This is a genomic window from uncultured Methylobacterium sp., from assembly GCF_964251405.1.
In the GTDB taxonomy this organism is placed as follows: domain Bacteria; phylum Pseudomonadota; class Alphaproteobacteria; order Rhizobiales; family Beijerinckiaceae; genus Methylobacterium.
In genome coordinates this window covers 19874-39795 of record NZ_CAXUJR010000004.1, presented here as the reverse complement: position 1 = coordinate 39795, position 19922 = coordinate 19874, and the positions used below count along the sequence as shown (strand labels likewise).

Here is a 19922-nt window from a genome sequence, read left to right as displayed (position 1 = left end):
CCGCCTCGGCGATAATTCAACCCCATCTTAGCCGTAGGCAGGGTTGTTCCCGGCAGGAGCCCAGAGTAGGGTCCGCGCCGCGATCCGGGCAAACCGGTCCGGCCCGAACAGGGCTGGACGCCGTGAACAAGGATGGCTTTCGGCCGCGCTCGAATCCGGGTGTGGCCACATCTTTCAAGACTCCTGGGAGAGACCCCACATGGCGAAGATCAACAAGGTTATGGTCGGCGAGGCCCTCGTCGGCGACGGCAACGAGGTCGCCCACATCGATCTCATCATCGGACCGCGCGGTTCGCCGGCCGAGACCGCTTTCTGCAACGGCCTCGTGAACAACAAGCACGGCTTCACCAGCCTGCTCGCGGTCATCGCGCCGAACCTGCCCTGCAAGCCCAACACCCTGATGTTCAACAAGGTCACCATCAACGACGCCCGGCAGGCCGTCCAGATGTTCGGCCCCGCCCAGCACGGCGTCGCCAAGGCCGTTCAGGATTGCGTTGCCGAGGGCACCATTCCGGCCGATGAAGCCGACGACCTGTTCATCCTGGTCGGCGTGTTCATCCACTGGGAAGCGGCCGACGACGCCAAGATCCAGAAGTACAACTACGACGCCGTCAAGCTCTCGATCGAGCGCGCCGTGAAGGGCGAGCCCACCGCTCGCGTCGTCACCGAGCAGCGTAACTCGGCCTCGCACCCCTTCGCGTCGAACGCTTAGATCGGGGGCAGTCCTGGGCAGAGTGAGCCTCCGCCCGTACCGCGGGGCCTGCTCCAGCGACTGGCTTCCATCTTCCTCGGACGATGAACGAAACATGGGGCGGCTTCGGCCGCCCCATTCTTTTGGGCGATCGCCTCAGGGCCGCATCGACGGGTTCCTGCCAAGCGTCCCGTCGTGAATCGCGGACGCGACCAGGGCACCCGCCGCGCCGACCGCGGTCAGGGCCATCACGTCCGACGGCCCGCGCACGCCGCCGGCCGCGTAGAATTTCCGGCCTGGACGGGACGCCACGAGGCCTTCGAGACGGGCCAGATCCGGGCCGGCGCCGGTGCCGATGCTCGACAGCGTCATGACGATGACCTCGTTCGGCCACGTCCGCGCATCGTCGTGGAGGGAGGCCGGCCCCAGCGCTTGCGCACCCTTCGTATCGAGGGAGAGCACCGCCCGGTCTCCCAGAGCCGCCACGAGCGCCCCGTCGGTCTGGCTCTCGCTGCCAATCACCGGGCGGCCCAAGCCTTCGTCGAGGAAGGTCGCGACGCCCTGGGCGTCGCAGAATCCGGCATCGACCCACAGCCTTGTCTGCGGGCAGGCCGCCGCGATCCGCGCCAGGCTCGACAGGTCCGTTGACGTACCATCGATGATCGCGTCGAGGTCGGCGACGTAGAGCGTCGCGGCCCCCGTCGCCGCGATCAGGGCGCGGGCGATGTCGGCGGGGTCGGATCCCTTTGCCAAGGGCGTCGCGATCGGGGCATAGGAGGCGCGGTCTCCGGCTCGTGCCCGCACCACGACGCCGTGGCGCAGATCGATCACCGGGATGACCTGAAACTCCCGTCCCATCCGCCCCGCCCTTTTTCGAGACGCCAACCGTGCCAGACCCATCCGTGCCCGCGACGTCCCCGGTGATCGGCTGGGATCTCGGGGGGGTTCATGTCAAGGCCGCCCTCATGCGAGAGTCCCAAGTCGTCGAGGTCGTCCAGGCGCCGTGCCGGCTCTGGGAAGGGGTGGGCGCCCTCGACGCCGCCTTCGCCACCCTGCCGGAGAGGTTCAGGAGCAGCGCCCGCCACGCGGTCACCATGACGGGCGAGCTCACCGACTGTTTCGCAGACAGGGCCGACGGGGTGGCGCAGCTCTCGGCCTGGGCCGCACGCAGTCTGACGGGGACTGTCGCGATCTATGGCGGCCGCGCCGGCTTCTTTGGCACGGAAGCCGCGCCGGGAGCCGCCGCCGACATCGCTTCGGCGAATTGGCACGCCACCGCCGCGCTAGTCGGCCGCCACCGGACGGCCGCTCTCCTCGTCGACATCGGTTCGACCACAGCCGACCTCATCCCCATCGTCGACGGACGCCCGGCCGCCACCGGCTACAGCGACGCCGAGCGCCTGGAGACGGGGGAACTCGTCTATACGGGCGTCGTCCGCACGCCGCTGCTGGGCTTGTGCCGCCATGCGCCGTTCAAGGGCCGGCGCACCGCCCTGATGGCGGAGTATTTCGCCACCACCGCCGACATCTACCGCCTGACCGGCGACTTGCCCGAAAGCGCCGATCAGCAGGACAGCGCCGACCTCAAGGGCAAGTCCATTCCTGAGAGCGAGACCCGCCTCGCCCGCATCGTCGGGCGCGACCATGGCGAGGGCAGTGCGGGCGAGTGGCGGGCGCTGGCCGAGCATTTCGCGGAAGGACAGTTGCGTGCGTTGCACGATGCGGCAGCCCTCCTCCTGTCGCGCGCGGACATGCCCGGCGACGCGCCCCTCGTGGTCTGCGGCGCCGGTCGTTTCCTGGCCGACCGCCTGGCCGGGCGCCTCGGCCGCGACGCCGTGGCGCTGACCGATCTCATCTCGGCGCATCTGCCCAGTGACGGCACCGAATGGGCCTCGACCTGCGGCCCCGCGGTCGCGGTGGCGCTGCTCGGAAGCGGGTCACTGGCCCGGACCTTGCCCTGATCCGATCGGAGACCAGCATGAGCCTCACGCAAAAACTCGCCCGCGTCCTTGCCTCCCGATCAGGCGAGACCATCGAACTCGCCTTCGCCACGGAGGCCGGCCAGACGCTCAAGCTCCTGGCGACCCCGGACCAGATCGACAGGCTGATCGACGAGTTGGAGGACATCCTGAACTCGCCGGCCGAAGCGGAGACGGACGGGCCGCCGGAAGCGGCGTGACGGCCGCCTCGCCCTCGCTGCGCCGACGGACGGGTCGTCACAGCTCTCTCCCCGCAAGCGGAGCGAGAGGAAGTGCGGCATCGGAGCGATCGGCAGGCAAGAAGGTGCGCTAGCGTACGAAATCCCCGAACGCCCTCGGCCCATCGGCGACCTTGATCTCCCGCATCACGGTCATCGCGCCGGCATCGATCACGCTCACCGTGTTCGAGCCCCAGTTCGCCACATAGACCTGACGGCCATCGGGCGAGGCCGCGATGCCCTCGGGATGGTCACCGACGTCGATGGTCTTGAGGGGCGCCAGGGTGGCGACGTCGAACACTGTTACGGTGTTCCCGTACTGGTCGGTGACGAAGCCGCGCCCACCCGCCAGCGCCACGACGTAGGGGCGTTCGCCCGTCTTGACCCGAGCGGTCTCGCGTCCGGCGGCGACGTCGATCACCGAGACGTCGTTGCCGGTGACGTTGGCGGTGTAGGCATAACTCCCGTTCGCATCGAGGGTGAGGCCGAACGGGTGATGGCCGACCTTCATGCGGGCGGTCTCGCGGCGCGTACCGAGGTCGACGAGAGAGACCGAATCGTCCTCGCGGTTGGCCACCAGCATCCGTGTGCCGTCGGGGATGACGGCGATGCCGGACGGCGAGGCACCGACCGCGATCTCGCCGTCGAGGATCAGGGCGCCGTCCCTGGGCACGAGGACGAACACGCGGGCAGCGTACCAATCGGCGACGTAGACCGCACCGGAGACCGGGTTGACGCCGATGCCGAGCGGACCGCCGGGGAGGGGGACGAGGCCCGTCACCCGGCGCGCGGAAAGATCGATCACCGCGACGCCCGGCCCGTCCGGCCGGGTGACGTAGGCGGTGTTCCTGTCGGGCGAAAGCGCGACGCCTGCGGGCGAGCCCGGTACCGGGATCGAGGCGACGACGCGGCCTTGGTCGAGGTCCACCACCTCGACGGCGTTGGCTCCCTGGACGGTCACGACGGCCTCCGCCGCCGGGGCGGCGGGGGCCAAAACGATCAATGCGATCAGCGCGACGAGGGCAGCAGGGGCTGCCCGCCCGTGCCTCACGAGCCCTTCTCGACCTTCGCCTTCAGGTTCTCGAGGCCGGCCTTGTAGAGACCCAGCACTGCCTTCTTGGAGGCCTCGTCGTTGAGGTCTGCCGGCGGATCGTTGTTCATGTAGCCGCGGTAGAAAGCGCCGCGCCAGGTGACCTTGGTCTTGGCGCCGTCACCCTCGACCTCGATCGTCGAGGAATAGTCGTTCACCGGCAGCGTCTTCACGTCGACCTTGGTGATCCGGTACGCCAAGGTCTTCTTGTCGGGGTCGTGCTTGACGAGCGCCTCTTCGACCGTGGGACCGCCCTTGAGCGTCAGCACGCGGGTGGCCTTCGGCTCGTTGCCGCCGTTGCCCTCGGTCTTCTCGACCACGGGAATCCAGCCCGCATCCTGGAAGTTGCCCACCGCAGCCCAGACCTTGTCGGCGGGCGCATTGATCTCGATCGATTCCGAAACCTTCTGGCGGGTCGGGCCGTGGGCCTGCGCCGTGAAGGACAGGGCGGCGAGCGCCGCCGCGGCGGCCAGCGTCATGACTCTCATGAGTTCTCCTCAGGGCCGCGCATCAGGGCGTGGCATCGGGGTTTGCAAGGACGCGGTCCGTCCGCCCAAGGGCAGCGGCGACCTTGTCCTCGATCCAGTCCCAGGCCTCGCGCTCGGCAGGCCCGGCCGTCTTGGATATCGCGATGGCGTGGTAGCGCATCTCGGTCAGAATCTTCTCGGAGTCCAGCATGTGCAGGCGCGTCGATAGGATCGCCGCCTCCAGCACCGCCGCCTGCGCCCGGTTGTAGCCGATGAATGGGGTATGGCAGGCTGAGTGGACCTTCCGCCCACGGTAGCGCGGGCGGGTCTCGTCCTCCTCCACGGCGATCACCTCGAACTCGGCATGGCCGAAGCTCTCAGCCAGCCGGACGCCGGGGATCACGTCACAGGGCACGGTCCGCCAGTCACGCCGGCCGGTGACTGCGCCGGCGATCACGCGTACGTCGCGGGGGCTCGATGCTGCGAAGAACGGACTGGCGTCGAGGTTGAGGATCGTCGGCGAGGGCCGGAACGGTGCGAGGATCCAGTCCTTCCCGTCCTCGATCAGACCGAACGGTACGAGGTGGACGCCGCCCTCGGCCGAGCGCGTGGTCACGACGGTCTCGAGGATCAGAGGCACCGGCTCAGGTCTCCCCGGCCGGCACGAGCTTGCCGCAGACGATGCGCGCGGGCTCGACCGCCGCAGCATCCGTACCTGCTGTGGGATTGGCCTTGCGGGTCGGGCCTTCGGCCTTGAAGGCGGTGCTGTCCTCGGCGACGGCGTCGGCGGCCACACCCCAGCGCAGGGGCTCGTCCTGCACGTAGCGCTTGCCGAGTCGCCAGGCGGTCTCGGCCTTGGTGAGTTCGCCGCCGAGATAGAAGGCGTGGCCGCCATCCTGCGCCACGTCGAGATGAGGGAAGAACGCCATCGCGTCGGTGCCGACCTCGTGAATCGCGCGGTTGTAGACGTGGACGCCGTCCTCGGCCACCGCGATGCGGTAGTTGGGGTCGCGGATCTCGGCCGCCTGCGCGGCGATCTCGTCCGGGGTCTGCACGAAAGGGCGCTTGTCGTGAAGTGCCAGAAGCTCCCGGCCGTAGCCCTTGGGCAGGGCGGCGTCGCCCTTGGCGGCGAACATGACCCGGCGGGCGGCGTCGTGCTCCTCCACCGTGCGGCGGGTGTGGTTCGAAACCTGGACGATGAGCACGTTGCGGATCGACAACTCCGAGCACATCCCGACGAGGAGCGCGGTGACGCCGAGGCTGTCGGCCTCGGTGAGCTCGGTGAGGTTGCCGGTGCCCATCATCATCTCGATGCCGGGCCAACGGCGGCGCGTCTCGTGATAGCGGGCGATCGACGCGACGAAGCCGAAATGGATCGGCTCCAGGATCGGGTCGGCCATGTAAGGCTTGCCCGCCTTCTCCATCCGTTCGATCGCCCGGTCGAGGGAAGGCAGGTCGTCGGGACGCATCGGCACCAGCACCGGGACCGCGTCGGTCTCGAAGGCGAGGTCGAGGGTCTCCTCGTTGAGGCTGAGCAGGAAGTCGGCCCCGGCCCTGGCGCCACGGGTCAGCTCGTCGAGGGAAAACGAATCGACGCTGACCCTGAGTCCGGCGCCCTTGAGCAGGCGCACGCTCTCCTCGAGATGGGGGAAATCCGTATCGGGCAACCCACCGAGATCGATCACGTCGGCGCCGCGGCGAGCCAGATCGAGGCCCTTGGCCAGGATCTCGTCGGGCGTCATCGTCGACGAATCGACGATCTCGGAGAAGATCCGCAAGTCGTGGCGCGACAGGTCGAGGGTGCGCCCGGCGAGGCCCAGATAGGCCGGCAGGTCCACGACCTCGTCGGGGCCGCGCTCCACGGGCAGGCCGAAATGCTGGCTCAGCGCCTCCGGGCTGGCGCGACAGCGGCCGGGCAGGACGATGCGGGTGGCGCCCTCGGGCATCGTGACCCGGCGGCGGATGATGTCCTCGGTCATCAGGGCGGCGACCTTCACCCCGGCATCCGCGATGCTCCAGGCGAAGCGCTCCGGCGGCAGGGTGGCGGCGACTTTCTCGAGACGCGCCTTCGCCATCTTGCCGGTGATGAAGACGAGGTGTTCGGGCGCGCTCATGCGGCCCGCCGCGAGGTGGCGAGAGCGGGACCGCGGATCTCGATCCGGCCGGCGAAGTCGCGGGCGAAGGCCGGGAAGGCGGCGTCGACGAGGCCCCGGGCCGAAAGGTCGTCGAGGGTGGTCCCCGGCGGTCGGTCGGCGGATTTCACCAGGATGCAGGCCTCGGCCCCTACCGCTTGCGCGAGCCAGACGGCGAGGCTGTCGGAGGTGACGTCCCAGGATTCCGCGATATCGGGATGGCCGGCGCGAAGCATCACAGGGTCCCAGACCGGCGTGCAGCCTTCGCTGAGCAAGCGACGGCACTCATCCAGCGTGCGGGCGATCACGAGCCGGGGTTCAAGGGTCGCGAAACGCGCCGCCATGCGGCCCATCGCGTCGAGGGCGAGGCGGTGAGCCTCGGCGTCACCGAAACCCTCGACGGCCTGCGCCGTTCGCACCGCATCGGCGAAGGGACCGCCGCCCGGAACGACGATGCAGGTGCCTTCGATCCCGTAAGCGAGTCCGCCGAGGACGGATCTCACTCGATCGGGGTCGGCGAGAAGGCTGCCGCCGACCTTGACCACGGTCAGGGGAGGGCGGGTCTCAGGCGGCATCGCGGCGGCCCGCTGCGCGCAAGGTTCGGGCGGCCTCGGCGACCCGCTTCGGGTCGAGAGCGGCCCTTCGGTCGCCGCCTAGGCAGAGCCCGCCGCGAAACCCGAGATAACCGGCGCCGAGGCCGGCCAGGGCAGGGATGTCGGCAAGACACAGGGAGCCGGCAAGGCCGGAGATCAGGCCCTGCGCCCGGCAAGCGGTGGTGAAGGCGGCGAGGTCGTCGGGGGTGATCCAGTCGGTGAGGCGGCGCCCGTTCTTAGCCCCGGTATCGATCATAGCGCCGACGAAGCCGGCCTCCGCCAGGCGGGGCAGGGCGGGCAGATCGACCCCATCCTCGGCGAACAGGACGGCGATGAGTCTGCCAGGTGCTTCTCCCGCCGCCGCTACGAGGGCCGCCGGGTCGGCGCGCAGCGCAGGCGGCAGCGCCACCTTCACGTAATCGACTCCCGTCGCGGCCATGGCAGCGACGCGCGCCGCGAGGTCTCGTGCATCCTTCGGCTCGCCGGCCACGGCGCTGGTGGCCTTCCGGCCGGCGACCTGCGCCACCATCGCTCGGACGAGCCCAACGTCGAGAGCGCCGAGGGCGCCGAGGGCAGGGTCCTTGGCGTCGACGAGGTCGGCTTCGGACAGGCAGGCGCTTTCCGCTTCCAATACGTTGCGCACGCTCACGAGAAAGCGGGGGGCAGTTTGGATAGGATAAGGGGTTTCAAGCCGGCTCATGGTGGAACGTGAATGCTCATACGAGATGCGATTGATCAATGTGGTTGGTTCAACCTGAACGCACGCCCCTCCCCCTTGTGAGGAGGGGGTTAGGGGTTGGCCGGGTGACCATCAGTCGAGGCCAGCGGAACCTCCCCACTCCTCCCCGCAAGGGGGAGGAGAGGCGCTACACCGAACGAGCCGAGAATATCACATCCCCGCCGTCCCCACCCTTACGACCGGTTCGGCAGCGGCTCGGCCAGGAGGCGGTTCTTGACGACCCAGCGCATGGCGTGGGCCCAGGTTTCGTCGGTATCGGCGCGGATTACGGCTTGCCCGGCGCGGATCACCTTGCCGGTGGCGGCGTCAGAGATCGCGACGTTGAGGTTGAAGATCTGGTTGGAGCCCTTGTCGACGTAGCCCGTGACGGCGAGGTCCGCGCCGAGGGCCTTGGCAATCGAGGCCGCGCAACCCTCGCACTTGAACAGGGGAGCCTGCTTGACGATCTCGGCCGCCTGCGGTGCGGTCTCGACGGGCTCAACGCTGGCGGAGAGGGCCTTGCGCAGCTCGTCGGTGACGAGTCCGAGGCGGCGGACCTCGTCCGGCCGGGCCTTGCGGCCGCCGACGACGCCCGGATCGTTGAGCTCGATGCCGAAGATCGCCGCCTTCTCGGGCGCGGCCAGGGCGGCCCCGGGCAGCATCAGCGCCAAGCCGAACAGGGGGGCGAGGAGGGTGGGGCTGGGGGTCATGGCGTCTCCTGCTTCTCTGTTTCTTGCCTGTCGTTTCTTGCCTGTCGCGCCTTGCCTATCATCGGCGGCCGATCACGGACAGGTGGCTCCTGCGGGGCTCGCTGCAACGGAGGCAGCAAGCCGGGCATCGCCGGGGTCCCGGCGATAGGAACGCGGCGATCGAGTCTTAGCATTCGCTTATGCATCCGCCGTTGAGCGCGCGCGCACAATGTTGTTAGCGTGCCGCCCGCATGATCGCCCCATCCCGATCCTTTCTCGCTCTTCTCCTCGCCGCCGTCGCACCGGGGCTCGTCCCGGCCCCGGTCACGGGCCAGGAAACCACGGCACAGAGCGCGACGCCCGCGCCACCGGCGAAGCCGGGCGATACCCAGATCGGCCTGATCTACCGGCCCCAGCCCGCGCCGGCCTCCTACGACGCCGAAGCGGTGCCCGAGGACGAGGGCGTGGCCGGCGGGCGCATGGCGATCCGCGACAACAACACGACGGGTCGCTTCACCGGCCAGACCTACGCCCTCGACGAGATCGCCCTCACGACCCAGCAAGGTGTCGATGCGGCCGTTGCGTCGGCCAAGGATCTCGCGGGCCGCGGAATAAAATACCTGGTCCTGGCCCTGCCCGCGGCCGAGGTCCTGGCGGTGGCCGATGCCCTGAAGGCACAGGGGGTCACGGTCTTCAACACCGCCGCCCCCGACGACAGCCTGCGCGGGGCGGAATGCCGTGCCAACGTGTTCCACGTGATCCCGAGCCGGGCGATGCAGACCGACGCCCTGGCGCAGTTCTTCACGCTGATGCGCTGGCGCAAGATGTTCCTCATCGTCGGGCCCAACGACGCCGACCGGCTCTATGCCGATGCCTTCCGCAACTCGGCCAAGAAGTTCTCGCTCAAGCTCAACGCCGAGAAGCCTTGGACCTTCGGCCCCTTGGCGCGGGCGCGCGGCGACACGCCGACCCGCTCCGAGGCGATGGTGTTCACCCGCGGGGTCGACTACGACTTCGCCATCGTGGCCGACGAGGCCAACGACTGGGGCGACTACGTCCCGTTCCGGACCGTCGACCCGCGTCCGGTGGCGGGCACGCAGGGGCTGATCGCCACGACCTGGCACCCGACTCTGGAGACCTGGGGCGCCGCCCAAGCGCAGAACCGGTTCCGGCGAATGGCGGGCCGGTTGATGCGGCCCCTCGACTACCAGGTCTGGGCGGCGATCCGCACGGTGGGAGAAGCGGCCACGCAGAAGAAGACCGCGGACCCGGTGGTGCTGGTGCCCTACTTCAGCGATCCCACCTTCGGCCTGCCGGCCTACAAGGGCGTGTCGCTGAGCTATCGCCCCTGGGACCACCAGTTGCGCCAGCCGATCGTGGTGGCGCAGGCCAAGGCGATGGTGACGGTGGCGCCCGAGCAGGGCTTCATCCACCAGCGCACGCCTCTCGACACGCTGGGGGTCGACCTGCCGGAGACGGCCTGCAAGCTGCGATGATCCCGATCATCTCGGCGCCGCGGCCGACGCGCGATGCACTGCGGCGTTGCGGATCGGGTGCCTGCCACGATCGGGGCCTGTCTCCGCAACGGAACTGCCCTACAACCAACATCGACAAGAACAGGCGCGCCCAAGCGTGCCCTCGCCAAGGGAGAAACGGATGAGCCGCTTGAGAGCCGGCATCGGGCTCGCCGCCCTCGCCGGGCTGACGCTCGGATCGTCGGGGCAGGCCGAGGCCTACACGGTCTACGTCACCAACGAGAAGGGCAACACCGTCAGCGTCATCGACACGGCGACGCTCACCGTCACCGGGACCTGGAAGGTTGGCCGCCGTCCCCGGGGCGTCACGGCGAGCAAGGACGGCAAGGAGCTCTACGTCTGCGCCAGCGACGACGACCGCATCGACGTCCTCGACACCGCCACGGGCAAGACCCTGCGCTCGCTGCGCTCGGGCCCCGATCCGGAGCAGTTCATCCTCGGACCGGACGGCAACCCGCTCTACGTCGCCAACGAGGACGACAGCCAGGTCACGATCATCGACATCGAGAAGAACAAGGTGCTGGCGGAGATCCCCGTGGGCGTCGAGCCGGAGGGCATGGGCCTGTCGCCGGACGGCAAGATCCTGGTCAACACGTCCGAGACTACCAACATGGCCCATTTCATCGACACGACCACGCATCAGATCATCGACAACGTGCTCGTCGACGCCCGGCCGCGCTTCGCCGAGTTCACCGCGGACGGCAAGTTCCTCTGGGTGTCGGCGGAGGTCGGCGGCACCATCAGCATCATCGATGTCGCGACCCGGCGGGTGGTGAAGAAGATCAGCTTCAAGATCCCGAGCGTCACCGACGAGGCGATCCAGCCCGTGGGCGTGCGCATCACCCGGGACGGCGCGAAGGCCTTCGTGGCACTCGGTCCCGCCAACCGCATCGCGGTGATCAACGCAAAGACCTACGAGGTCGAGAAGTACCTGCCCGTCGGCCAGCGGGTCTGGCAGCTCGCCTTCACGCCGGACCAGAAGCTCCTGTTCTCCACGAACGGCTCCTCGAACGACGTCTCGGTGGTGGACGTGGAGGCCGGTAAGGTGGTCAAGAGCATTCCGGTAGGGCTGCTTCCCTGGGGGGTGGCGAGTTCGCCGAACTGATTTTCTCCATGAAGAACGAACCTCGTCATTCCGGGGCGCCTTAGGCGAGCCCGGAACCCAGACGCACGGACGGCGCCGGGATGACCGCGACCTGCGGATCTGGGTTCCGGGCTCTGCTACGCAGCCCCGGAATGACGAAGGGGATTAGAGATAACCACCCGACACCAATCGCGACCGCCACAAGGCGGCGCATGGGAGGATGACACGATCATGCGACCGATACGGATGGCCTCGCTCGGCCTCGCAGCCCTGCTGGCTGCAGCGCCGGCCTATGCCCTCGACCTCACCAAGAAGCGCCAGAATCTCCCCGACGTCGTGCTCGGCAACGATGAGGGCAACGACTTCGTCGTCGAGAACAAGGACATTGAGCTCGAAGCGGGGCGTGCCTACCGCCTGCGCATCGTCGCCAAGGGCCGGCAGGAGTACAAGTTCTACGCGCCCGAGTTCTTCCGCTACGTCTGGCTCAACCAGATCGTGATCCAGCACCTGGAGATCCACGGCGGCGGGCCGCCGGATCATTTCGAGTTCGACGAGCCTGGCGAGATCGCCGTCGAGTTCGTGGCGATCAAGCCCGGCGAATATCCTTGGACGGTCCGCGGCCTCGAGGCCAAGGGCATGGCCGGCAAGTTCATCGTCAAGTAGCCCGGAGTCCCTGCATGCGTCTCATCCGCTACGCCATCGTGGTCCTCGCCATCTCGGCAATCCCCGCTCTCGCCGACGAGAAGGCCGATTGCGCGGACGGCATCGCCATGATCGAGACGGCGCTCGCCGCCAAACCGTCCGAGACAGCCCTGCCCAAGCTCAAGAAAGCCCTGAAGGCGGCCAAGCGCGAGCAGGGCGAGGGCGAGTTCGACGAGTGCCTCGATGCGGTCGGCGACGCGAAGCGGGCCATGGGCAAGTGAGCGAGACGCCCGCCCTCGAGATCGCGCAGGTCAGCCACCGCTTCGGCAGCCGGGCGGCGCTCTCCGACGTCTCGCTCAACGTAGGGCGAGGCCGGTTCGTGGCACTGCTCGGACCCAACGGAGCGGGCAAGACCACCCTGTTCTCGGTGATCACCCGCCTTTACGCCAATCAGGACGGCCGGGTCGCGATCTTCGGCCACGGGCTCGACCGCGAGCCCTCCCGGGCGCTCGCCCGCATGGGCGTGGTGTTCCAGGCCCGCACCCTCGACACCGATCTCACCGTCGAGCAGAACCTCCTCTACCACGCCAGCCTGCACGGGATCGCCCGCCGGGCGGCCAAGGCCCGGATCGCCGTGCTCCTCGATCGGGTCGGGCTCAGCGACCGGCGGGCCGACAAGATCCGGACCCTGTCGGGGGGCCAGTCGCGCCGCATCGAGATCGCCCGCTCCCTGATCCACGAGCCGCGCCTGCTGCTGCTGGACGAGCCCACAGTCGGCCTCGACCTCGAGTCGCGCGCCGACATCGTCGCCATCGTCCGATCGCTGGTGCGCGAGGAGGGGCTGTCGGTCCTCTGGGCGACGCATATCTTCGAGGAGATCGATGGCAACGACGACGCCGTCGTGCTGCACAAGGGCCGCATCGTGGCCCGCGGCACCGCCGGCGGCATCGCCGAGGCCGGCGAGACCCTGGAGGCGGCGTTCCGGCGCCTCGTGGCAGACCAGCCGAAGCAGGCCGCATGACGACACCGCTATGACGACACCGATCCTCACCCCGGCGGCACACCCGATCACGGCCGACGATGCTGCCGCACCGGTTCCCCATCTCGGCCGCCTCGACGCGGTCGGCTACCTCATCTGCCTCTCCGGCATCGTGCGCCGGGAGCTGCTGCGCTTCTTCAATCAGAAGGAGCGGTTCTTCTCGGCACTGGTGCGGCCGCTGGTGTGGCTGTTCATCTTCGCGGCGGGGTTCCGCAATACGCTCGGCGTCTCGATCGAGCCGCCCTACCAGACTTATGTGCTCTACGAGGTCTACGTGGTGCCCGGCCTCGCCGTGATGATCCAGCTCTTCAACGGCATGCAGAGCTCGCTCTCGATGGTCTACGACCGCGAGGTCGGCTCGATGAAGGTGCTGCTCACCAGCCCCTATCCGCGATGGACCCTGTTGCTCGCCAAGCTCGTAGCCGGCGTCGTCGTCTCGGTGGTGCAGGCCTACGCGTTCCTGGCCATCGCTTGGTTCTGGGAACTCGACATCCCGGCTGTCGGCTACCTTGCGGCGCTGCCGGCCTTCATCGCCGCCGGGCTGATGCTCGGCTCGATCGGGCTGCTCCTGTCCTCCATGGTCAAGCAGCTCGAGAACTTCGCCAGCGTGATGAACTTCGTGATTTTCCCGATGTTCTTCGCCTCGTCGGCGCTCTATCCGCTCTGGCGCATCCGGGAATCCTCCGAGACCCTCTACGCCATCTGCATGGCCAACCCCTTCACCCACGCCGTTCAGCTCGTCCGCTTCGCACTCTACGGCCAGTTCGAGCCGGTGGCCTGCGCCGTGGTGGTCGGCACCGCAATCGTCGTCTTCACCCTCGCCGTCATCGCCTACGATCCCGGCCGCGGCATCATGGCCCGGCGCGGGGGTCCCGCCGGAGAAGCCTCATGACCCGTCTCGCCCCGACCGTCGCCGCCTTGGGACTCGCCGCCCTCCTCGCGGCGCCCGCCCATGCCCAGCCCAAGGCCGATCCCGACTGGCCCTGCGTCCAGCGCAAGGTCACGACGCTGAGCCCCGGTTCGGTCTGGACCGGACCGGACCTCGCCGAGGCCGGCTCCTGGGGCGACGATTACGAAGCGGCTTCGCTGGCCCAGAAGATCGCCTCGCGCCGCACCGAGCTCGCTGAGGTCGACCCGCTCCTCGACGAGTTCGTCGCCAAGGCCGGCGACGAGAAGGCCAAGCGCCTCACCCGGGTCTTCGCCGGCGTGTTCGAGGTCATCAACGGCGAGCGCGCCCGCGTCATGGGCGGCATCACCCGCTACGCCCAAGGCCAGCGCCGCATGGCCGAGCGCATCCGCGACGAGGCCGAGAAGATCAGCGCGACGAAGGACGGCCCGAGCGCCGCCGACGCCCGCGAGATTCCCAAGGAAGCCTCGGACCTCGAGAACCAGTTCGCCTGGGACCGGCGCATCTTCTCCGAGCGCAGCCAGTCGCTGACCTATGTCTGCGAGGTGCCGACCCTGCTCGAACAGCGGCTCGGCGAGATCGCGCGCAAGATTCAGGCGCGACTCTGATACCCGTAGGGGTAGCAGCATGGATCGGGTCGGAAGCGCATTGCCGATTCCTCCCGATGCCATTGCCAAAGCATCCTTAAACCATTGAAATAACTGAATAACATGTTGCTGAGGCGCAACGTGGCCCGACGAAAGCGAGCCGAACGTTTCGCGATCCTCGAAATGTGGCGAAACCCGGTTGTCGCCCGCCCCCGATCGCCGCATGGCTTGTGTCGCAAGCTCCCGAAACAGGGGGACACAAGATGATCGAGGGTCTGGGGATGATGAAGCGGACGCTGCGAGGCAGCCTCCTCCTCTCGGCAGCGTTGCTGCCGTGTGTGAGCCATGCACAGCGAACGGCCGCGGGGACCCAGGCGGTAACACTGTCCGAACTTGACGTCGTGGCGACGACCCCGGTGAGCGCGACGGGCGGCGGTGGCGGCACCCCGCTCTACAAGATCCCGAACACCGTCGAGACGGTGACGGCGCGCGACTTCGAGCAGGACCGCGCGACCCTCGACCCGACCTTCACCCTGGCGCGCAAGACGCCGGGCGTGAACCTCTCGGACGGACAGGGCAACAGCTTCCGCCAGACCCTGACCTATCGCGGTTTCGACGCCTCGCCGCTGCAGGGTGCCCCCCAGGGCCTTGCCGTCTACCAGAACGGCACCCGCATCAACGAGGCCTTCGGCGACGTCGTGAACTGGGACCTGATCCCCACGGTCGCGATCAACCGCATCGACATCGTCACCGGCAACCCGATCTTCGGCCTCAACGCCCTCGGCGGCGCGGTCAATATCGAGATGAAGAACGGCTTCACCTGGCAGGGCACCGAGGTGTCCGTGCTGGGCGGCTCGGACGGGCGCGTACTCGGCACCCTGCAGCACGGCCAGACCATCGGGCCGTGGAGCTTCTACTTCGCGGGCGAGGGCCTGCGCGACCAGGGCTGGCGCCGCAAGTCGCCCTCTGAGATCGGCCGCGTCTACGCCGATCTCGGATACCGATCCCTCGATTCCGAGTTCCATCTCATCGCGACCGGCGCCAAGACCTTCTTCGGCGCGGCCGCCGCCGCGCCTGTCGACTTCACCCACGTCAACGAACGCGCGATCTTCACCTCGCCGCAGACCATCGACACCCAGATGGGCCAGATCCAGGTCACCGGGAAGGTCAACGTCTCGCCGAGCTGGGACCTTCAGGGCAACGCCTATGTCCGGCGCTTCAGCCAGTTCGTCATCGACGGCAACGACGGTAACTTCGAGAATTGCAGCACGCGGTCGAACTTTCGCGGCTCGCTCTGCTTCGAGGATGACGGGTTCGAGCAGGCCCCCGGCCAGACGGCCGCCCAGTTCCGCAACCAGTTCCTGATCCAGGGGAACGGCGCCCAGCGCATCCCGTTCACCGCGGGAATCCCCTACGGCACGCTCGACAGCATCCGCACAGAGGCGACGAGCTACGGCGGCACGCTGCAGGCAACGAACAAGGACCGGGTCTTCGGCTTCGGCAACACCTTCATTGTCGGCGGCAGCATCGACGCGGCGACCTACAGCTACAAGTCGTCGAGCACGCTCGGAGTCATCAACCCCGACCTCACCGTCACCACCGATCCGAACAACCCCTATTACGGCACCATCCCGGGGCTCGGCACCACCGGCATCCGCACGGCGGCGGCCCTCGGAATCGCGCCGAGCCAGGTCACCGGCACGAACACCTATATGGGCCTCTACGCCCTCGACACCTTCGATGTGACCGACGCCCTGTCCCTCACGGCCGGCGCGCGCCTGAACTTCGCCCGCATCTCGACGCAGGACCAGACCGGCTTCTCGCCCGACGTCACGGGCACCCACTACTTCACCCGGATCAACCCGGTCGCCGGCCTCACCTATCGGTTCTCGCCGGGCCTGAACCTCTACGGCGGCTACTCGGAATCCAACCGCGCGCCGACGCCCCTCGAGCTCGCCTGCGCCAATCCCGACAGGCCCTGCCTGCTGCCGAACTCGCTGGTCGCCGACCCGCCGCTCGAGCAGGTCGTGGCCCGCACCTACGAGGTCGGCTTCCGCGGCGCGATCCCGAACTTCTACGATTTCGGCGGGCTCTTCAACTACAAGCTCGGCGCCTTCCGCACCGACCTGACCAACGACATCCTTCAGGTCGCGGTCCCCGGCAACGCCGCGCGCGGGTACTTCGTCAACGTGCCGGCGACCCAGCGCCAGGGCATCGAGGTTTCGGGCGAGTACGTCTCCGAGCGCCTCAATCTCTATGCGAACTACGCACTGATCGACGCGACCTTCCAATTCAACGGCGACCTGTCATCGCCCAACAATCCGCTCTCGGATGACGGGCTGATCACCGTGCGCCGGGGCAGCAAGGTGCCGCTGATCCCCGACCACCAGATCAAGGTCGGCTTCGACTATGCGATCACCCCACTGTGGCGCTTCGGCGCGAACCTCCAGGCCTTCTCGTCGTCCTATTACCGCGGCGACGAGTCGAACCTGAACCCGAAGCTGCCGGCCTATTACACCGTCAACCTCAACACGACCTACCAGGTGACGCCGAACCTGCAGGTGTTCGGTCTCGTGACGAACCTGCTCAACAACCGCTACGCCAACTTCGGCACCTTCGCCGAGCGCGGCAACGTCGCCGGCAACTTCACCATCAACGATCCGCGCACGACGACGCTGGCGCAGCCGCTCTCGATCTACGGCGGCATCCGGTACGCACTCGGCGCCGCGCCGGCGCCGATGCCGGAGCCGATCATCCGCAAGTACTGAGGCCGAAGGGCGGGGCGACACGATCGCCCTTTGCCGAATGGGAAAGGCACGGCCCCAGCGGCCGTGCCGTTCTCGTTCGTGGTGCCTGAACTAAGCGATGCCTGCGGATAAGCCGGCCATTTTTGCGCCGCAACATCCCGTCATGGTTGCGCATCATTCCCCTGGCCGTTGATTTGCACTATCTCGCAGTTGCGCATCCCGAAAACCATCGCCACGGGATGGCGACGTTCCGGGCCGGCCAGACGACGGCGGGCACGGATCGCGATGGATCAGTGCCGGCGGACCGCGCGTCCCCGGCCAACGACCTTGGAGATCCGATCATGTCCTCCCAACTCAAGTCATCGCTGACCGGCGCCCTCGCGCTCGCCGTCCTCCTCTCCGGCATGCCCGCAGGCGCGGCCCTGGCCGCCCCCTCGGCCAAGAAGGCCGTCGAGATGCTCGATCCCGACAAGGACGGCACGGTCGACCTCAAGGAGGCACAGGACGCGGCGAGCGCGGCCTTCGACGCCCTCGACCCGGACAAGGACGGCACCCTGGACAAGAAGGAGCTCAAAGGCCGCCTCTCGGCCAAGGAGCTCAAGATGGCCGATCCCGACAGCGACGGCACCCTCGACAAGAAGGAATACCTCGGCGTCGTCGAGATGCGCTTCAAGAAGGCCGATCCGGACAACGATGGGACGCTCGATGCCAAGGAGCTGGGCAAGCCCGCCGGCAAGGCCCTGCTGCGCCTGATGCGCTGACCCCGGGGCGGCCGGGTGCCGCCTCGTCCAAGAGGCTCGATCATGTCGCAGCAACGCCGGACTCTCGTCCGGCGTTGTCCGTTTCGACATCCACGATCGGGAGTTTGCAGATGCGCGTCACCCTCGGCCTCGCCGCCGGAATCCTCACCCTCGCCGGCGCTGGTCCGGTCCTGGCATCCTCCTGCTCGGAGCAGATCGCCACGATCGAGCGGCGCCTCGACAGCGCCGGCGCCGCGGCGGTCACCGGCACGGTTCCGCCGGGCGGCCCGACCCCATCGCCGTCGGGGAAAGCCCTCGATGCGCCTGCGGCCGGCAAGCCCACCGACCCCGCCGCACGCCCCAGCGCGTCGGGCATCGACGAGGCCCGCGACCTGATCCGGCGCGCGAAGACCCAGGATGCGGCGGGCGACGTCAAGGGCTGCGAGACGACCATGACTCAGGCCAAGGAGAAGGCCGGCGCATTGCCGTAGCGAATTCTTCCCGGAGCGCCGCGCGCCTCAATAGGCGTTCTGCGTTCTGAAGAGCGAGAGCGGCGTGGCGAGCAGGATCTTGATGTCGAACAGGACCGACCAGTTCTCGATGTAATAGAGGTCGTGCTCGACCCGGCGCTGGATCTTGTCGTCCGTATCGGTCTCGCCGCGCCAGCCCTTCACCTGCGCCCAGCCGGTGATGCCGGGCTTGACCCTGTGGCGCGCGAAGTAGCCGTCCACGACCTGGTCGTAGAGGGTGTTGGCGGCCCGCGCGTTGATCGCGTGCGGGCGCGGGCCGACAAGGGAAAGCTCGCCCTTGAGCACGTTGAAGAGCTGGGGCAATTCGTCCAGGGACGACTTGCGGATGATACGGCCGACGCGGGTCACGCGCGGATCGCCGCGGGTAACGAGCTGCGCCGCCGCATAATCGCACTGGTCGATATACATCGACCGGAATTTCAGGACCTCGACGATCTCGTTGTTGAAGCCGTGGCGCTTCTGCCGGAACAGGATCGGGCCCGGCGAGGTGAGGCGGACGGCGAGCGCGACGGTGATCAGCACGGGCGCCAGCGCGACGATCATCAGGGCCGCCACGACGCGGTCGAAGATGCCCTTCACGACGATGTCCCAGTCGGCGATCGGCTTGTCGAACACGTCGAGGACGGGCACCTCGCCGATATACGAATAGGCACGCGGTCGCAGCTTGAGACGCGTCGCCTGCGCCGAGAGGCGGATGTCGATGGGCAGGACCCAGAGCTTGGTCAGCATCTGCATCAGCCGGTCCTCGGCCGCGATCGGCAGGGTGAAGACCACGAGGTCGAGGCGGGTCGACCGGGCATAGGCGACGAGGTCGTTCACCGTTCCGAGCTTGGGGTAGCCGGCGATCACCGTGGCGGCCCGGTCGTCGGCCCGGTCGTCGAAGAAGCCCACCACCCGGATGCCCGCATCCGCCTGTCCTTCGAGTGCCCGGATCAAATCCTCGGCCAGCGGACCGCCGCCGACGATGGCGGTGCGCCGATCGAGGCGGCCCTGGCGCATTTGCGCGGCGACGAACCGCGACAGCAGGAACCGGCCGGCGAGGAGGGTGGCGAGGCCGGTCCCGTAATAGGAGGCGAGCCAGACGCGGGAATACTGGCCGGCGACCTTGGCGAAGACAAGGATGGCGGCCACCGCCAGGAAGGCCATGGACCAGGCGCCGAGCAATCTCGGTGCGGTCTTGAGAAGGTCGCGCAACGCCGCGACGCGATAGCCGCCGCTGGCCTGGATCAGGGCCACGGTGACGATCGCGGTCCCCAGGATAGCCGTCAGATAGTACGGGCCGAACGAGGCTATCCCGACCGGCTGGATCCCGTAGAGGGCGACGCCGAGGCCTGTCACGAGACCGAACTCGACGAGGCGAAGGGTTCCGGCGAGGACCACCGGCGAGACCGGCGCGGCGGGCATGGACCGGCTCGCCTCGGCAGGCGGCGCTGCCGACCCGGCTTCGAGACCCTCCGCGCTGGCTCCGGGCGCACCGGCTACCCTGAGAAGGTCGCGGACGTCGAAGGCGCTCATGACGGATCATCCTGGCAAG

General features: G+C 68.3%; 22 protein-coding genes. 13 read left to right on the top strand and 9 right to left on the bottom strand.

Annotation, left to right across the window (positions count from 1 at the left end; all coding sequences use genetic code 11):
* Positions 1 to 199 precede the first annotated feature (199 nt).
* Positions 200 to 712 carry a formaldehyde-activating enzyme gene (gene fae, locus ACFE7U_RS01790; RefSeq protein ID WP_375408012.1) on the top strand — a complete coding sequence of 171 codons (513 nt, stop codon included), beginning with the start codon at positions 200 to 202 and terminating at the stop codon, positions 710 to 712.
* 135 nt (positions 713 to 847) lie between these two features.
* Here fae and ACFE7U_RS01785 read toward each other — a convergent pair whose 3' ends face one another.
* Positions 848 to 1549, bottom strand: coding sequence for a HisA/HisF-related TIM barrel protein (locus ACFE7U_RS01785; protein WP_375408011.1), 702 nt, complete (start codon positions 1547 to 1549; stop codon positions 848 to 850).
* 44 nt (positions 1550 to 1593) lie between these two features.
* On the opposite strand from ACFE7U_RS01785, the gene ACFE7U_RS01780 reads away from it, so the two are divergent.
* Entirely contained in the window at positions 1594 to 2652 is a 1059-nt protein-coding gene (locus ACFE7U_RS01780) for a hydantoinase/oxoprolinase family protein (protein ID WP_375408039.1), read from the top strand.
* Positions 2653 to 2669: 17 nt separating this feature from the next.
* Positions 2670 to 2870 (top strand): hypothetical protein, encoded by a 201-nt coding sequence (locus ACFE7U_RS01775; RefSeq protein WP_375408010.1) that lies wholly within the window; start codon positions 2670 to 2672, stop codon positions 2868 to 2870.
* A 109-nt stretch (positions 2871 to 2979) separates the two neighbouring features.
* Here the strand turns inward: ACFE7U_RS01775 and ACFE7U_RS01770 are convergent, their stop codons facing one another.
* The 7 genes from ACFE7U_RS01770 to ACFE7U_RS01740 form a co-directional block, all read right to left on the bottom strand.
* Positions 2980 to 3939: a YncE family protein gene (locus ACFE7U_RS01770; RefSeq protein ID WP_375408009.1), complete on the bottom strand. Its 960-nt coding sequence runs from the start codon at positions 3937 to 3939 to the stop codon at positions 2980 to 2982.
* The gene (locus ACFE7U_RS01765; RefSeq protein ID WP_375408008.1) at positions 3936 to 4466 is read right to left on the bottom strand and encodes an SRPBCC family protein; all 531 of its coding nucleotides are present in this window, start codon (positions 4464 to 4466) and stop codon (positions 3936 to 3938) included. Before ACFE7U_RS01765 ends, ACFE7U_RS01770 begins: the two co-directional genes overlap by 4 nt.
* A 22-nt stretch (positions 4467 to 4488) precedes the next feature.
* Positions 4489 to 5085, bottom strand: coding sequence for a DUF447 domain-containing protein (locus tag ACFE7U_RS01760; protein ID WP_375408007.1), 597 nt, complete (start codon positions 5083 to 5085; stop codon positions 4489 to 4491).
* Positions 5086 to 5089: 4 nt separating this feature from the next.
* Positions 5090 to 6559: a DUF6513 domain-containing protein gene (locus ACFE7U_RS01755; RefSeq protein ID WP_375408006.1), complete on the bottom strand. Its 1470-nt coding sequence runs from the start codon at positions 6557 to 6559 to the stop codon at positions 5090 to 5092.
* Complete coding sequence (locus tag ACFE7U_RS01750) at positions 6556 to 7152, bottom strand: uridylate kinase (protein WP_375408005.1); 597 nt, start codon at positions 7150 to 7152, stop codon at positions 6556 to 6558. The genes ACFE7U_RS01755 and ACFE7U_RS01750 overlap by 4 nt, the downstream gene beginning before the upstream one ends.
* Complete coding sequence (locus ACFE7U_RS01745; RefSeq protein ID WP_375408004.1) at positions 7142 to 7870, bottom strand: (5-formylfuran-3-yl)methyl phosphate synthase; 729 nt, start codon at positions 7868 to 7870, stop codon at positions 7142 to 7144. The genes ACFE7U_RS01750 and ACFE7U_RS01745 overlap by 11 nt, the downstream gene beginning before the upstream one ends.
* Positions 7871 to 8082: 212 nt before the next feature.
* Positions 8083 to 8598, bottom strand: a complete 516-nt coding sequence (locus tag ACFE7U_RS01740) for a DUF3280 domain-containing protein (RefSeq protein ID WP_375408003.1) — start codon at positions 8596 to 8598, stop codon at positions 8083 to 8085.
* Positions 8599 to 8828: 230 nt separating this feature from the next.
* Here ACFE7U_RS01740 and ACFE7U_RS01735 point away from each other — a divergent pair, with 230 nt between their 5' ends.
* The 10 genes from ACFE7U_RS01735 to ACFE7U_RS01690 all read left to right on the top strand — a co-directional run bounded on the left by ACFE7U_RS01735 (position 8829) and on the right by ACFE7U_RS01690 (position 18349).
* Positions 8829 to 10073 carry an ABC transporter substrate-binding protein gene (locus ACFE7U_RS01735; RefSeq protein WP_375408002.1) on the top strand — a complete coding sequence of 415 codons (1245 nt, stop codon included), beginning with the start codon at positions 8829 to 8831 and terminating at the stop codon, positions 10071 to 10073.
* A gap of 160 nt (positions 10074 to 10233) precedes the next feature.
* A complete protein-coding gene (locus ACFE7U_RS01730; RefSeq protein WP_375408001.1) occupies positions 10234 to 11217 on the top strand; it encodes a YVTN family beta-propeller repeat protein in 984 nt (327 codons plus the stop codon).
* 210 nt (positions 11218 to 11427) lie between these two features.
* Entirely contained in the window at positions 11428 to 11859 is a 432-nt protein-coding gene (locus tag ACFE7U_RS01725) for a hypothetical protein (protein WP_375408000.1), read from the top strand.
* 14 nt (positions 11860 to 11873) lie between these two features.
* Complete coding sequence (locus tag ACFE7U_RS01720) at positions 11874 to 12119, top strand: hypothetical protein (protein ID WP_375407999.1); 246 nt, start codon at positions 11874 to 11876, stop codon at positions 12117 to 12119.
* Entirely contained in the window at positions 12116 to 12859 is a 744-nt protein-coding gene (locus ACFE7U_RS01715; RefSeq protein ID WP_375407998.1) for an ABC transporter ATP-binding protein, read from the top strand. Before ACFE7U_RS01720 ends, ACFE7U_RS01715 begins: the two co-directional genes overlap by 4 nt.
* A 10-nt stretch (positions 12860 to 12869) precedes the next feature.
* Positions 12870 to 13769 (top strand): ABC transporter permease, encoded by a 900-nt coding sequence (locus tag ACFE7U_RS01710; protein ID WP_375407997.1) that lies wholly within the window; start codon positions 12870 to 12872, stop codon positions 13767 to 13769.
* Positions 13766 to 14392, top strand: coding sequence for a hypothetical protein (locus ACFE7U_RS01705; protein ID WP_375407996.1), 627 nt, complete (start codon positions 13766 to 13768; stop codon positions 14390 to 14392). Before ACFE7U_RS01710 ends, ACFE7U_RS01705 begins: the two co-directional genes overlap by 4 nt.
* A gap of 260 nt (positions 14393 to 14652) precedes the next feature.
* Positions 14653 to 17139, top strand: a complete 2487-nt coding sequence (locus ACFE7U_RS01700; RefSeq protein WP_375408038.1) for a TonB-dependent receptor — start codon at positions 14653 to 14655, stop codon at positions 17137 to 17139.
* A gap of 383 nt (positions 17140 to 17522) precedes the next feature.
* Entirely contained in the window at positions 17523 to 17879 is a 357-nt protein-coding gene (locus ACFE7U_RS01695; RefSeq protein ID WP_375408037.1) for an EF-hand domain-containing protein, read from the top strand.
* A 110-nt stretch (positions 17880 to 17989) separates the two neighbouring features.
* Positions 17990 to 18349, top strand: a complete 360-nt coding sequence (locus ACFE7U_RS01690; RefSeq protein WP_375407995.1) for a hypothetical protein — start codon at positions 17990 to 17992, stop codon at positions 18347 to 18349.
* Positions 18350 to 18376: 27 nt separating this feature from the next.
* On the opposite strand, the gene ACFE7U_RS01685 is transcribed toward ACFE7U_RS01690, so the two are convergent.
* Positions 18377 to 19903, bottom strand: coding sequence for an undecaprenyl-phosphate glucose phosphotransferase (locus ACFE7U_RS01685; protein ID WP_375407994.1), 1527 nt, complete (start codon positions 19901 to 19903; stop codon positions 18377 to 18379).
* Positions 19904 to 19922 lie beyond the last annotated feature (19 nt).